Source organism: Acidobacteriota bacterium (assembly GCA_018268895.1).
Classification (GTDB): Bacteria; Acidobacteriota; Terriglobia; order Terriglobales; family Acidobacteriaceae; genus Edaphobacter.
In genome coordinates this window covers 917,215-931,745 of the sequence record JAFDVP010000007.1, presented here as the reverse complement: position 1 = coordinate 931,745, position 14,531 = coordinate 917,215, and the positions used below count along the sequence as shown (strand labels likewise).

Annotated in this window: 12 protein-coding genes; 7 read left to right on the top strand and 5 right to left on the bottom strand. The window is 61.7% G+C overall.

Annotated features, from left to right (window positions below):
* Positions 1 to 11 precede the first annotated feature (11 nt).
* On the bottom strand, positions 12 to 683 hold the full coding sequence (locus JSS95_11530) for an OmpH family outer membrane protein (GenBank protein ID MBS1800447.1): 672 nt from the start codon (positions 681 to 683) through the stop codon (positions 12 to 14).
* A gap of 1,028 nt (positions 684 to 1,711) precedes the next feature.
* Between JSS95_11530 and JSS95_11525 the strand changes: the two genes are divergently transcribed.
* Positions 1,712 to 2,761: a response regulator gene (locus JSS95_11525; protein MBS1800446.1), complete on the top strand. Its 1,050-nt coding sequence runs from the start codon at positions 1,712 to 1,714 to the stop codon at positions 2,759 to 2,761.
* Positions 2,762 to 3,025: 264 nt separating this feature from the next.
* Here the strand turns inward: JSS95_11525 and JSS95_11520 are convergent, their stop codons facing one another.
* Together JSS95_11520 and JSS95_11515 are read right to left on the bottom strand one after the other, a co-directional pair.
* Positions 3,026 to 3,397 (bottom strand): histidine triad nucleotide-binding protein, encoded by a 372-nt coding sequence (locus JSS95_11520; protein ID MBS1800445.1) that lies wholly within the window; start codon positions 3,395 to 3,397, stop codon positions 3,026 to 3,028.
* Positions 3,398 to 3,404: 7 nt separating this feature from the next.
* A complete protein-coding gene (locus JSS95_11515; protein ID MBS1800444.1) occupies positions 3,405 to 4,730 on the bottom strand; it encodes a M48 family metallopeptidase in 1,326 nt (441 codons plus the stop codon).
* Positions 4,731 to 4,951: 221 nt separating this feature from the next.
* On the opposite strand from JSS95_11515, the gene JSS95_11510 reads away from it, so the two are divergent.
* From JSS95_11510 to JSS95_11500, 3 genes are read left to right on the top strand one after another with little or no spacing between them, the layout of a single operon-like run.
* Positions 4,952 to 6,676 (top strand): peptidase U62, encoded by a 1,725-nt coding sequence (locus tag JSS95_11510; protein ID MBS1800443.1) that lies wholly within the window; start codon positions 4,952 to 4,954, stop codon positions 6,674 to 6,676.
* Complete coding sequence (locus JSS95_11505) at positions 6,676 to 8,331, top strand: peptidase U62 (GenBank protein ID MBS1800442.1); 1,656 nt, start codon at positions 6,676 to 6,678, stop codon at positions 8,329 to 8,331. Before JSS95_11510 ends, JSS95_11505 begins: the two co-directional genes overlap by 1 nt.
* A 33-nt stretch (positions 8,332 to 8,364) precedes the next feature.
* Positions 8,365 to 8,865, top strand: coding sequence for a hypothetical protein (locus JSS95_11500; GenBank protein ID MBS1800441.1), 501 nt, complete (start codon positions 8,365 to 8,367; stop codon positions 8,863 to 8,865).
* A gap of 12 nt (positions 8,866 to 8,877) precedes the next feature.
* Here JSS95_11500 and JSS95_11495 read toward each other — a convergent pair whose 3' ends face one another.
* Both JSS95_11495 and JSS95_11490 read right to left on the bottom strand, forming a co-directional pair.
* Entirely contained in the window at positions 8,878 to 9,651 is a 774-nt protein-coding gene (locus JSS95_11495; protein MBS1800440.1) for a septal ring lytic transglycosylase RlpA family protein, read from the bottom strand.
* Positions 9,648 to 9,890: a hypothetical protein gene (locus tag JSS95_11490; protein ID MBS1800439.1), complete on the bottom strand. Its 243-nt coding sequence runs from the start codon at positions 9,888 to 9,890 to the stop codon at positions 9,648 to 9,650. Before JSS95_11490 ends, JSS95_11495 begins: the two co-directional genes overlap by 4 nt.
* 252 nt (positions 9,891 to 10,142) lie before the next feature.
* On the opposite strand from JSS95_11490, the gene JSS95_11485 reads away from it, so the two are divergent.
* The 3 genes from JSS95_11485 (at position 10,143) to JSS95_11475 (ending at position 14,370) form a co-directional block, all read left to right on the top strand.
* A complete protein-coding gene (locus tag JSS95_11485) occupies positions 10,143 to 10,958 on the top strand; it encodes a hypothetical protein (protein ID MBS1800438.1) in 816 nt (271 codons plus the stop codon).
* A 48-nt stretch (positions 10,959 to 11,006) separates the two neighbouring features.
* Entirely contained in the window at positions 11,007 to 11,975 is a 969-nt protein-coding gene (locus JSS95_11480) for a hypothetical protein (GenBank protein ID MBS1800437.1), read from the top strand.
* A 295-nt stretch (positions 11,976 to 12,270) separates the two neighbouring features.
* Positions 12,271 to 14,370, top strand: coding sequence for a radical SAM protein (locus tag JSS95_11475; protein ID MBS1800436.1), 2,100 nt, complete (start codon positions 12,271 to 12,273; stop codon positions 14,368 to 14,370).
* The last annotated feature ends 161 nt before the right edge of the window (positions 14,371 to 14,531 follow it).

Here is a 14,531-nt window from a genome sequence, read left to right as displayed (position 1 = left end):
TGCCGTGGCCGCTATTTAGACGGCCCGGGCTTGGTTGCAGGAGCAGCCGGACGGGGCCTGTTTGCCGAGGGCGCCGCCGGTGGAGGCGCAGCCACACCCGACGAGGCGTTGTAGGCATCGACAACCGCCTGCGAGATGTCCGTTCCCGGAGCCCACATCAGGGTCAGTCCGCCCTGCTGCTGGCCATTATTGTCGAGCAGCATCGTGTAACCGTTCTGCTGCACATACTTGATGACAACCGGGCCCAGCTTCTGCGCAACCTTGCCGATCGCATCCTGCACGTCGGAGTTGTAAGCGTTGGTGGCGTCTTCGGCGTCGCGCTGGTACTGCTTCTGCTTGGTGTCGATGGTGCGCGCGCGCGACGCACGTTCGTCGTCGGGCATCGTGGCAGGCGCGCTCTGAAGCTGCTTCTGCAACGATTCGATCTCCGCTCCAAGCGCGTCCAGTTGAGCTTTCTTGGGCTGGTACTTGTTTTGCAGCTCCTGCAACGCTCGCTGACCTTCGTTGGTGGCGGCTGCCGCCTGCTCATATTCGATGATTGCAATCTTTGCCGGAACGGCCTGCGGGGCCGGGGCTGCGGCCGCTGCTGGAGCAGGTGCGGGAGCGGCGGCTGCCTGAGCGTGGACATACGCAGCGGGAAGCGCCGCGGCAAGGGCGGATGCAAGTACAACGTGGCGATTCATGCGGTGCTCGATACTCCTTCGGGGATCGTTCAAGAAATCATCCGGTCGTAGGTGCAGGATCGCTACCTCCGAACCAATGGCCCTGCATCCGCTCAATGGCGCACTCATTCATGGAGTGGGCCACCTTGAACCTCGACCATCCGGCGCAAAAACCGGCAGGGAGCGAGAGGGCTGCCAGAACAGTCCGATTATAGGAGCCTGTATGGGGCGGGTCAAACAAAACCGGGTGAATTCCGTCTCTCCCAAAATCTGGAGCCTTCGACAGGGGATTTCCGCGATTTGGGACACCATAACCCTCAAAATTGCCGGAAGTTGCGGTAATTTCGACATTTCTAATTGGCAACTGGATTGCATAGCTTACAGGTATCGTGCTCATGCCTGGGAAGCGACTCGGCTCGTTACTGAGGCATCACGTATTGACCGCCTGCCTGGCAGGTGCTGCTGCTCACAGATGGCGCAGCCCCGAAGCAGATGGTAGATCTCCCGCTAACGGAGATCAACTCTCAGGAGGCCAGTGACTGGCCATTGATCGTTTGATCAAACAGCCGCTCCCACGAAAGCGGGATGCGGCTGCCCCTTCATCAGGGTAGTGCCTTCTTTGCGGGCACTGTAGAATAGATAAAGGATGACGCAAGAGAAGGCTTGCAAAGCAGACGGCTTTGCGCTTACCCTGTCTCTGGCCTCAACCGGCTGCGGGTGCCGGCCTTTGCAGTCGCCAACTGGCAAATTCCAGCATTTGGCGAGTCAAACGGTGATTTCAGGCGCTGCCCGGGTATGTCGCTAATCGTGAGAGGGTGAAGGGATGGCCAGATTGGCCTTCCGCGCTGCGAGTGCCGGTGAATGGACTGGCCGGCAGCTTGAATCAGCTTTTTTAGACGTTCCGTTTTGAGTAAAACTTGAGATCGTTTCCTCCGATGCCGCACTACGGATTTGGTTCGCGCTTCGCCACAGTGGCGAGTGTGTATCGGCACGTTGGCATGGGAGTGATTCGCTAATTGCGCCTTTTTGGCGCAGCAGGAAGTGGAAGCATGGATTCAGAGCAGAATATGCCCGAGGTGCAGTCGCACCAGGGTTCCTCAGCGGCCGCCATCTCCGATGGAGAACCGCAGTATGCAGGTGGCCAGCCCGGCCACGGCATGGGCCAGTCCAAGAGCAGCCGTCGCAGACGGCGGAAACGCAAGAGCAAAGCGGGAGATGGCGTTCAGCCCCAGGCCGACGCCGGCCAGGGCGGCCAGGTTCCCGGACTACAGGCTTCACCCCAGCCCCAGGGATCTCAGCCGTCTTCCGGCCAGCCGTTTCAGGGCGGCCAGCAGCAACAGGGCAACGGCAGCGGCGGAAAGCGCTGGAAGAAGAAGTTCCGCGACCGCGACCGGCAACGCTCCCAGGGCCCGGGCAATGATTTCGCCGGAAACCGCGACACGCATCAGCCCGGCAATAACGCCTACAAGCGCTCCAAGGGCGGCGGCGGCAAACAGCAGCGAGGGCCTCGCAGCTTCGTGGGACCAATGGACCATAGCTACCGCGAGGTGAACGGCAACTTTGCCGATGCCCCGCCTTCAACCATAGAGACCGGCAACGTTCGCCGCTCGAATAACCACGGGGGAAGGAACCTGCACGTCAGCGACTCCCAGCCGATCGACTACTCGCAGGGTCGCGCCATTCCGATTCCTGAAGACGCACCGACAAAGATCTTCTTCTTTATCGAAGACCTGTTCTTCACGGCCAAGATCAATGAGACCTCGCGCAAACTCGGCGTGAAGGTCGCCTTCGTGAAGAACGACAAGGACGTCATCGCGCAGCTTACCGGCGACGAAGAAGACCGTCCCGGCCTGATCGTCTTCGATCTGAACAATGCGAACGCCAAGCCACTGACGCTGATCCCGAAACTGAAATCGAAGCTGAAGCGCGGGACCTCAATTATCGGCTTCCTGTCGCATCTACAGGGTGATTTGAAGGCCAAGGCTGTCGAGGCCGGATGCGATACGGTGATGCCGCGCGCGGCCTTCTCGCAGAACCTGCCCAACCTGCTTCGCCGCTACGGCACAGCCGAAGAGGACGACAACAACTACAACCAGTAGTCTGTGATGAAACGAAGACAAAGGCCGGCGGGAGCGTTCTCCTGCCGGCCTTTTCCCTTGCATCTGGCAGCGCCAGACAAACTACTGTGATTCCTTCGGCTCAGAATGACGCCACTAGGCAATTTTCCTTCAGGCGTGGTCTTTCGACGTGGATTTATGTCGCGCTTTCAGCGCTCGGAGCCTTGATTGGCATCGTTACCTGGGCCTTTGGCCCTTGGACTACACATGAGTGAAAAATGCTCTATTGGCCATAGCGGCGCACTTCTAGCCCGGTGGCCAGGTCAGATGGCGGCCGCCCAGAAGATGCAGGTGCAGATGATGAACCGTCTGCCCGCCGTCGTCACCGGTGTTGACCACGACGCGGTATCCCTTGTCGAGCTTTTGCGCGCGCGCCAGGTCCGCGGCGGCAGACATCAGGTGTCCCAGCAAAGGCTTATGTTCGGCCAGCACCTTCGCCTGCGATGCGATGTGTTCTTTCGGGACGATGAGCAGATGGGTGGGGGCCTGCGGATTGATGTCCGGGAACCCGATGCAGAACTCGTCTTCGTAGACGCGGTTCGCGGGGATTTCGCCAGCCAGAATCCTACAAAACAGACACTCAGGAGAAGATCGTACAGGACTATCGTTTGTTTTCATGAGCCCTTCACTTATCGAAGAATTTAGGACGCTGGCCTGGCGCCCAGGGGTTGTACGCTGCCGCAAAGGCCGCGCGGCTTGAGACGGACGGATGACTGAACATCCAGAATTCGACGAACGGTTTCGGATTGGGATCAGTGAGCGAGACCTCGCCCAGCAACTGGAATGCCTGCTGCGCCGTGGCCTGCGGATCGGCGACGATACCGTGAATTGCCTCCTGTCCATAGATATCGGCTTCGTGCTCGTGCATGCGACTGTAGCCATTGACGATAGGCTCTGAGAAGAACGAGAGCACGGAGAGGACAAGTAGCAGAACCGCGAGAGCACCCCAGTCGTTCTGCGAAGTGACACCCCATGCCCGGCCGTAGCGCGCAATCAGCCACCGGATGCCGCGGTATCCGAGGTAGAACTCGACCAGCAGAAGCGCTCCGAGAAAGAGCAGGGTTGCCGGGATGTGGTTCAGCACATAGTGGCCAAGCTCGTGGCCGAAGATGAAGCTGATCTCGTCGGGGGTGGCTTTAGCAATCGTGTTGTCCCACACCACAACCCGCTTCGACGCGCCGTACCCGGTGACGTAGGCGTTCAGCGACGTAACTTTCTCGCTCGCCTTCATCAGGAACATGCGCTCGGGAGGAATCTGTACGCCGCCGCGCGCGACCACCTGCTCCAGCCGGTCGACCAGCGCCGGATTGGTGGTTACCAGAGGCTCGAATTTGTTGAACAGCGGGTCGATCAGCACCGGGGCGACGAAGACCGACAACAGCACAAACAACATCGCGGGTATCCAGAACCAGAACCACCAACGCGTTGGCGATTTGCGGACCACCCAGAAGAACAGCATCACCAACAGCCCGCCGAAGACAAAAACGAGCAGGAGGTTCTTCGTCGCGTCCCAGGCCCAGCTTGCCCACCCCTGCACCGACTGCCCGTACACCACCGCCGCATGATGGGCGTAGATGTCCAGCGGCAGATCGAGCAGCGTGCTGGCCGCGAGCAGCAGGAACAGAAAGGCAAAGCCCTGAATCCAGCGGTTCGTGCTGAGGCCTACGGCGAAGTTGCGCATACGCGCGATGACGCCGAGCGTCAGCAGCAGCACTAGCTGTAGGATCCCCCAGCCACTGCCCAGAAAGTTGAGGACTACGCGAATCCGCGAGTAGGCAATCGCGCGCGCCAGCTTCTCCGGCGGGAGCGAGTAGGCGGGTTTGGCGTTGGCTGGGGTCTGCACATGGTCCGCAGAGGCACTCTGCGGCACGCTGGCCTGGGCATGAAGGGCAACGGGGACAAGGGCAGTGACCAGCAACAGAAACAGAACAGCAATTGTTTGAACGCGCATCGGACTCCCTCGGTGCGGCTGAGGTTGTGTCAGTTTGCACGAATTCCGGCGCGACGGCAAATGCGTTCATCGAACAGGCAGTCATCTCGACAACCCGTCATGCTCCACGCCGTTTCCATACGTCAAACGGCCATGCCAAGTTTCCAGAGCGGCAGGTATCGCGCTTCCGATACACTCGGCTTCAGCCGGAATTTCTTGCAGTGAAACGAGCACTCTTCGCGATGACACGATTTCGTTCTGTTACCTCCCGGGCCGCGGCCTTCGCCCTGGGAGTCCTCCTTCTCCATCCCTATGCCCCGGCCGAGTCAAAACCGCAGGCGAACGCCGCCCTGCTGGACGCCATGAGCGCCGAGCTTGATCGCGCCAAAACGTCCCTGGGGTCGTCAGACGCGGACAAACAGCCGAAGCCCTACTTCCTGAGCTACAGCGTCTCAGACTCCGACAGCTTCAACATGACGGCGCAATACGGCGCTATCGCGCTTCAGAACCGCAGCCGCCGACGCACAGCCGACGTGCAGCTTCGCATCGGGACAACGGACGAGGACAACACGCATGGCGACCATCGCGCCAGCGCGCTCACCACCATCCCCCTGCCGCTCACCGACGACCGCGAGGCCATCGAGCGCAGCCTGTGGTTCGCCACCAATCGCGGCTACGCCAAAGCACTCGACAGTTTCACGAAGGTAAAGACCGAGCAGCAGGTCCGCGCAAAAGAAGAAGACGCTTCGGCCGACTTCTCGAGCGAGCAGCCGAAGTCGGACATTCTTCCGGCATCGTCCCCGCTGAGCATCGACCAGGCCGCCTGGCAGAAACGTCTGCGCGAGATCTCCGGCCTCTTCCGGCAGTATCCGGAGATATTCTTCGACAGCGTCATCGTGCAATCGTCGACGGAGACGGCCTACTTCGTCTCGTCGGAGGGCGCAAGAATTGCGACCCCCAATCAGGTAGCGCGGCTCGTCATCGTGGCGCGAACCCGTGCCGCCGACGGCATGGACCTGTTCCGCGCCGAGACCTTCGAAGCCGATTCACTGGCGCACCTGCCCGAGCAGAAAGCCGTCATCGAGAAGACGACGGCGATGGCGAAGAACCTTGTCGCGCTGCGCACAGCCCCGATCACCGAACCCTTCAACGGCCCCGCGATCCTCAGCGGGCGGGCATCGGCCGTCTTCTTTCACGAGGTGCTGGGCCACCGGCTCGAGGGCCAGCGCCAGCGCGGCGACGACGAAGGGCAGACCTTCACCAAGTTGCTGGGCAAGCAGATTCTGCCCAGCTTCATGAGCGTCAGCGACGACCCCACCTTAAAGACATTCGATGGCCAGTCGCTGAGCGGCCACTACAGCTACGACGACGAGGGACAGCCTGCCCGCCGCGTCGACCTCATCAAGGACGGTGTGCTGGAGACCTTCCTGATGTCGCGGCTGCCGATCGCCAGCTTTGCGCACTCCAACGGCCACGGCCGCGCCGAAGTTGGCCGCATGCCTACCGGGCGTCAGGGCAACCTGATTGTCAGCTCCACCAAAACCGTCAGCGATAAAGAGCTGCGCCAGATGCTGATCGACGAGGCCAAGAAGCAGGGCAAGGCCTACGGACTCTACTTTGAAGACATCTCGTCGGGCTTCGCTGTCACCACGCGGCGATCGCCGCAGGCCTTCCAGGTCATCCCGCTGGTGGTGTACCGGGTCTTCGTCGATGGCCGTCCGGACGAGCTGGTGCGCGGCGTCTCCATCGTTGGGACTCCGCAGGCCGCCTTGAACCGCATCGTCGCGACGGACAACCGTCAGGAGATCTTCAACGGCATCTGCGGTGCGGAGTCGGGGAGCATTCCGGTCAGTGCCGTGGCTCCCGCCATGCTGGTACGCGAGATCGAAACGCAGCGGCAGGCGCAGGGCAATGCGCGTCCGCCGATCCTTCCCCCACCGCCTGTCGATGGAAAGGAGAAGCAATAATGAAGACCTCACTGAAAAAGCTCTCCGGTGTTTTGACCATTGCGTTGCTGCTCTCCGCACCGGCGGTCAAGAGCTTTGCGGCGGAGACGGACGATCCTGTTCTGAAGGCGATGCAGGCCGAACTCAGCCGCGAGAAGAGCCAGCTCGTATTGCCCGGCATGCAGGCCCCCTACTTCATTGAGTACCGCCTGGACGACTTCTCCAGCTACGAGGCCGTGGCAAACTATGGCGCTCTTACCCGCGAGGAAGAGGGGCATCAGCGTGTTGTCCGAGTCACAGTTCGCGTGGGCGACTACACGGTCGACTCCAGCACAGGGCGCGGCGATGGCAGCGTTGTGCTTGCGCCGCAGGACAACGATCCCGTGGCCCTGCGTTATGCGCTGTGGACAGCGACCGACGAGGCTTACAAAAATGCGCTCCGCGCTTACTCCACCAAGCGCGCGGCGATGGAGAGGTTCCAGTCGACGCGCCAGGAGAAGGACCTCTCCGTGGAGAAGCCCTTCGTTCACATGGAGCCGCTTCGCAGCCTCGATCTCGATCGCGCGGAGTGGAAGAAGCGCATCGTCGAGGCCAGCGGGCTGTATGCCAGTGCGCCGGAGGTTCGCGGTTTCGCCAACCTGGTGCAATACTCCACCGCCAACATTCGCGCCATGGTGTTGAACCGCTATCTCGTCAACACCGAGGGCACGGCGCTGCGCTACAGCACCAGCGGATACAACAACGCCATCAGCGTGGGCGGACAGGCCCCGGACGGCATGCGGCTCGGGCGTGACAACGGCTCCGTTGCCGTCACCGCCGCCGAGCTTGAGAGCTGGCCAGCGTTCCGCAAGCGCGTGATCGATGACCTGAAGAGCCTCGACGACCTCAGCAAAGCGCCGCTGGTTGACGCCGAGGACTACCACGGCCCTGTCCTCTTCTCCGGCGACGCCGCCTCCGATGTGATGATTCGGCTCTTCGTACCGAACGTGGAAGCGGACAGGCCTGAGCTTGGCACGACGGCCCGCACCGGCGGGGCGTATACCTCCAGCTACAGGGCGCGCGTGCTTCCGGAGTTTATGAGCGTCGTCGACAACCCGCTGGAGACGAAGTTTGCCGGACGCTCCGTGCTCGGCGCCTACCAGGTGGACGATGAGGGCGTGCCGGCGCAGCCGGTCCATGTCGTCGCAAACGGCAAGCTGGAGAATTACCTGATCGGCCGCACGCCGATACGGGACTTCCCTGCTTCGAACGGACACGGCCGCGCCGCGCCCGGGGCCCCCGCGCATTCGCGCAGCGGAGTGATGGTCTTCTCGTCGAACAAGCCGCTCTCGGACAGCGAGATGAACCAGAAGCTGCTCAGCATGGCAAAGGACCAGAAGCGCGATGTCTACGCCGTCGAGACGATGGGAGGCGAGGTGCCGCGACTGCTCTATCTTGTCCACCCAGACGGCAGCCGCCAGCTTGTTCGCGGGGCCAGCTTCGACGAGCTTGACAACCGCAGCCTGCGGTCGGAGATCATCGCCGCAGGCAGCGCCCCCTACGTCAACGAGTCGCTGGGCACGGTGCCGCAGACCACCATTGTGCCAAGCCTTTTGTTCGGCGATATCGGTGTGAAGCGCGCGACGGAAGAACAACAGAAGCTGCCCTACTACCCTCCACCGCCCATTGGAAAGTAAGCTGGGCGTAACAACACGCTGAGGATCTTCGAGATGCAAGCAGATTTCAAAACACTACAGTTCGCCACTCTCGCCGCGCTCTTTGCGCTGCTTTACGCAGGGCGCATGGTGAAGGGTTCACCGCGTGAGACACCCGAAGGCATCGCCTTTCCGATTAAGCCGCTGGTGCTTTGGGGACGGGCCATCGTGCTCCCGCTCTACTTCGCGCTCTTCGCGTGGCCGATGTGGAAGGCGTCGCACCATCTCCCGGTGTGGCTTCCGCTGCTGATCGTTGCGCTGCTCGCGCTGGTGCTGTCGCAGATGCCCGGCACCATCGTGCTCACCCCGACCGGGCTGGTGCAGAAGTTCTGGATTCGAGGAACCAAGGCCATCGCCTATCCCGAGGTGATGACGATCCAGTTGACAGGTGCCGGACGCATGACGCGCGTGCTCGGCGACAACCGCGTCAGCATCACGCATACCTGGAACCACAGCGGAGCAGCGGAGTTCATCAAGGAGCTGGAGCGGCGTACCGGCAAACGCGCCATCCGATAAGAGCCGATCGCGTTAGTCCGTTCGAACGAGATACGGCTGCGCGTCCGTCACATGAATGCTCTCGGCAACCTCGGTTGCGTTCGCCTTGTCGGGGCGCGCGGGGTTGATGCGGACCCAGTGCCCCGTAGGTCCGGGGAACTCGATCACCTTCGCGGTCGTGTAGCGGCGCATCATCTGGCTCTTCAGCTTGAGCGCGTCCTTCTCATTTTGAAACGCGCCCACCTGCACGCACCAGCGCCCGCCGGGGATTGCGGTGGGGCTTGTGCTCGGCATGGGCGTCCAGGCCTCGACGCGCACTTTGGCAACACCCATGCGATAGAGCCCCGTCGCCTTGGCCGCCGCGAGCGAGAGGTCGATGATGCGTCCGCGCACGAAGGGGCCGCGATCAGTGATCTTCACGATCGCGGACTGGTTCGTCGTCAGGTTCGTCACCCGCGCCATCGAACCCAGCGGCAGAGTCAGATGCGCTGCGGTCATTGCGTTCTGGTCGTAGACCGTGCCGTCGGCACCCTTGCGACCGGCGTATGGCGGCCCGTACCAGCTCGCGAGTCCAGTCTCCACCAGCGCGGGCTTCTCCTGAAGATTGGGAGGCAGCGGCGCGGGACGCGGCTGCCCGAGCGATGGCGCGGTCGAAGAGCCAGGGTTGCGCGCCGAGTATGTCCCCGAACCCTGCCTGGCAAACGGAGGCGGCGGCGGACGGTGCGCCTGCACTCTCTTCTTGTGGCAGCCGCTCGCCGCCAGCGCAAGCGCCGAGACCAGCACGGCGAAGGTGAGGCGGCGATTCACGGCTGCTTTGCATCTCCTGGAGACGAGGGCGGCCTGCGTCCCGCGCGCTCGTCCATGCGCTGCGCCAGCCGTTGCAACTCCCGCGCGGCTGCACGAAGCGCATCCGAACCATTCCTGCGAACGTCGGGAACGACCTCGTCGTTGAAGTAGTCGATCAGCTTGCGCACGTCGTCTTCCACACGAGCGCCCGCCTCATGCAGACGCTGCTCCCATGCGTATTTTGGCGGGTTCTCGGGCATACACACTTCTCCAACTTCAATTATCAGAATGAGGAAAAAGCGTGGTCAATCGCCCACGACCGCTATTCCGCTGCCAGTGCCGAGGTGGTAACGTCGATGAAGCAGCGAACCATTGTCTTTGGAAATACAACGCCGGGTTTGCAGGATGCGTCTCTTTAAAAGCCGCGCCTGTTCTCACCTGCGTATTGGCGCCAATGCACGCTTATCTTCCGAGAGACGCGAATCCAGAAATCTGTTTGTGAGGTCAGTTCATTGACAGTTCCCGTCTCTCTTTCATCCATTCTGCGCTACGGCACTTTGACGGCAGCACTTTTGTTGTGCCTTACCGCAAACCGCGGGTCTGCGGAGACGGCCCCGCACGCCAGTGAGCTCGCTACCGCAGCTTTGCTGCCTGATTCGCCTGGCGCTTCTGTCGCAACAGCCACCGGCTTCAGCAGCTCGAATGCAGACGCAGCGGCGTGGCCCTGGCAGACAAATAACACCGGCCCCAAACCGGCGGCCCTGCCGCAGGTGAAGTTCATCGCCGCCGGCCAGCCCGCGCCCAGGCAGAAAGCACACGACAAGATCGAGCTTGGCTTGCGGGAGTCCGTGACGCCGTTCAGCATGATCGGCTGGGCGGCCTCGGCCACCTGGTCGCAACTGATCGACTCCAGCCCGAACTACGGCACCAATGGGAAGGCCTTCGCGCAGCGCCTTGGCGCAGCGGCCGCGCTGAACAGCAGCAAGGAGATCTTCTCCGACGGCGTCCTCGCCACGGCGTTTCACCAGGACCCGCGCTACTACCAGATGGGACACGGCCACACGTTCATCGATCGCGCGATCTATGCGGGAACCAGACCTGTTATCGGGCGTACCGACGGAGGGAGAACGATCCCGAACTTCGCCTTCATCCTTGGCACCGGAGGCGCGGCAGCCCTCACGCACACCTACTATCCGGAGCGCAACGTCACTCCGGGACAGGTCATGCAGACCTGGGCGACCTCGCTGGGCGGAAGCGCCTTCGGGTATCTTCTGTCCGAGTTCGGCAACGACGCCATCAACTGGCTGCACATCAGGAAGCATGAATAATTCCTCCGCGAACGGGGTTAAACCTCCCAGGCAGGAAAACGACAAGGCATGTATAAGGCTCTGATTCTGGGGACACTGCTTTCCGTGGCGCCGGCCATTGCACAGACGGCCAGCGCCCCTGCCCCTGGTTCGTTTGCCGGTGGTTCCGAATTGTCATCCGGCAGCTCTGCCCCTGACTCCAGCTCCACTCCTCCCAGCCCACAGGCCGCCGATGATCTTCCCGACGCTCCCAGCGCCTTGGGAGGAGAGCCGGAGCCGCAGTTGGAGGATGTCGTCGTCATCGGCGAAGCCTCGCTCAAGGCCAGCGGCAAGGGAGATCGGCCTTGCAACGCGTGGAGGGCGATGCGCGTGATCTACGTCGATCCCAACAAAGCCGATGCGCAGCGGCCCGCGTGCAGCGAGTTGGTCTATCCCTATCAGCGCTTTCTCAATACCGACTTGGCGATCCCTCTCAGTTGGCAGCAGAAGGGATACCTCGCGCTGCACTACAGCACCGATCCGGCCAGCCTCGGTACGATCGCCGGAGTCTCCGCGATCAACATTGCCTCCGACCCCGATACGGCCTATGGCCCCGGCCTGAAGGGCTTCGGAAAGCTGGCGGGGATCAGCATGCTGCAGAACGCCACGGCCGAGTTCTTCGGCACCTTCGCCGTGCCCAGTCTCGTGCATCAGGACCCGCGCTACTACCGGATGCGGGACAGGCCAGTCGGCAGGCGGATCCTCTACGCCATTACACGCAGCTACGTCTCGCGCAGCGACACCGGCAAGACGATCCCCAACTACGGCACGCTCGCCGCCTACCCCATCGTGGCCGAGCTGAGCAACCTCTACGTTCCGGGTATTCAGAGCGACGGGGCCTCCACCGCCGAGCGCATCGCGACCGGACTCGCGCTCGATCCGGTCAACAACCTGGTCAACGAATTTCTTCCCGACGTCGCCCGCCACATTCACGTTCGCATCATCTTTGTGCAGCAGATTCTGAACAATATCGCTGCCTCGCAGGGCGGGATGCCCTAGTCAAACAGGCAGAGCGGCATTTTGCATCATTTTCAAACCTGCCATTCACCCAACTGACGTTACCGTTCAATGCGCGTTTTCGCCGTTCGCTTGCTTAACCTTCGGTTAACCCTCCAATCTGAGTACCTTTTAAAAGATTCAAGTCCAGCCTTCTCATCTACTTAACAGGTGGGCGCGCTATGGGTTGAATCAGGGTGCTCACTTCCGGCTGGCGCCCTTCGGCCAATAAGCTTTATTTGGAAGCTGCATCGGCTATACCCAGATTCAGCCGGAAGACATCAGGAGACAAAACGCTATGGCAAAGTCCGCGAAGTTGGCCGAAAAGGCCCTTACGTATGGAGCAAAGGCTGCATGGGCCGTGTTCGACAAACTGAACTCGATCTCGCCCAACCCGAGCTTTACCCCGAAGTGGAGCGACAAACCCCTCCTGAAGTCCTACCAGAAAGAGAAGCCCCCGCTGGGCTGGCCGCGTACCACCGACTCGCTGTGCCCCAAGTGCATCCCTGAGATCCGTCAGCAGATCGTCGACGGCAAGCTGCCCCACGAGATTCTTCTGAACGAGAAGGTCGGCGAGATCAAGGCCCAGATCATCGAGCGCGACGGCCAGATCCTGATGGTCAAGGACTGCCCGATCCACGGCCACTTCGAGGATGTCATGTCCATCGACCCGCCGATGATGAAGCACCTCGAAGATGTCTTCCCCGGCCGCGACATCCGCGCCCACAACGACGAGAAGCTCCACAACCACGGCACGTCCACCGTGACGCACGGCCGCGGCTCGGTTCTGACGATCGACCTGACCAACCGCTGCAACATGATGTGCGACCCCTGCTTCATGGACGCCAACCAGGTCGGCTTCGTGCATGAGCTGACGTGGGACGAGATCAAGACCATGCTCGACAACGCGATCCAGATCAAGCCGCGTCGTCAGATGAGCGTACAGTTCTCGGGCGGCGAGCCCACGCTCTCGCCCTACTTCCTCGACGCCGTCGCCTACGCCCGCAAGGTCGGTTACAACTCGGTGCAGGCCGCGACCAACGGCATCGAGTTCGCGAAGTCGAAGGAGTTCGCCAAGGCCGCCGCTGAGGCCGGTCTGCGCTACGCCTACCTCCAGTTCGACGGTATCGGCAACGCCGCCAACTCGCACCGCAAGGTCGGCAACGCGTTCGACGTGAAGCTCCAGGCGATCCACAACCTGCACGAGGCCGGCGTCGACATCGTTCCCGTCACGACGATCGTCAACGGCATCAACAACGAGCAGGTCGGCCGCATCATCGAGTTCGCGCTCGACAACCCGAAGAAGATCAACTTCCTTTCGTTCCAGCCGGTATCGTTCACTGGCCGCGACGAAGAGATCTCGGACGAGCGCCGCACGGCGCAGCGCTACACGCTGTCGCACCTCGCGCACGACATCCGCAACCAGACCGGCCTCGGCGAATCCACACGCGACTGGTTCCCGATCTCCTTCATGTCCACCTTCAGCGACTGGGCCGACCTCGTACACGGACCGGAGCATGACTGGGGCCAGCTCTCCTGCGGCTGCCACCCGAACTGCGGTATCGGCATGGCGCTGATGATCGACAAGGAGACCAAGGAAGCGGTTCCGGTCACCAGCTTCCTCGACGCTGTGCAGCTCGCCAAGGACGTCGCTCGCATCAACGACGCCGCCCGCGGCAAGTTCCTGTCCATCGTCGGCGTCTCGCTCGCGCTTCTTCGCAACTACAACCCCTCGAACGCCCCGACGCACTTCCGCATCATGGACCTGCTGCAGAAGTTCGACAAGTGCTTCGGCGCCACCGGCAAGAACTACGGCAAGGTGACCGGGGACCGCACCATGGCCGACATCGAGAAGCGCCGCGCCGACCGCTGGAACTTCCTCTTCATCGCCGGCATGTGGTTCCAGGACCTGTTCAACTACGACTTCCGCCGCACCGAACAGTGCATCATCCCCTACGCCACGCAGGAAGGCGAGATCAGCTTCTGCGCTTACAACACCGGCGTGGGCTGGAGGAACATCATCGAGAAGATGCACATGACCGCCACCCTCACCAAGTGGTACGAGGAGCACGGCCGTCATGAGATCTTCGCCGGCGGCAAGAAGGTCGGTATCGAGAAGCAGGAGAAGTACGACCTGGTGCTGAATGAGTCCCACGTCAACGCCGCTGCCAACGACACCTTCGACAAGAGCGGCATCGCCAAGAACGCCCGCGAGGAGAAAATCCGGGCGCGCGACGCGAAGATCAAGCAGGACGCGGAAAACGCGAAGATGGCCAAGCTCTATCGCAAGGAGATCCTCAAGGAGCAGGAGCAGCCCGGCTTCATCTCCCTCGGCGAGATCAAGGCAGCCCCCTCACCCGCGAAGGTTGAGTCGGAAGAGACCGTCGCCGGAGACTAACCATTGTGGAGCAGACGCGCTCCGCGCGAAAGCCAAAACTACAAAGGCCGCCAGTAATGGCGGCCTTTCAGCGTCAGGAGGCTGAGTTTGCCTCTACCTGAGCAATCTACGCAAATCCAAGTATCGTTATTCTGTTGCGTAACCGAGAAGACTGCCGCGCC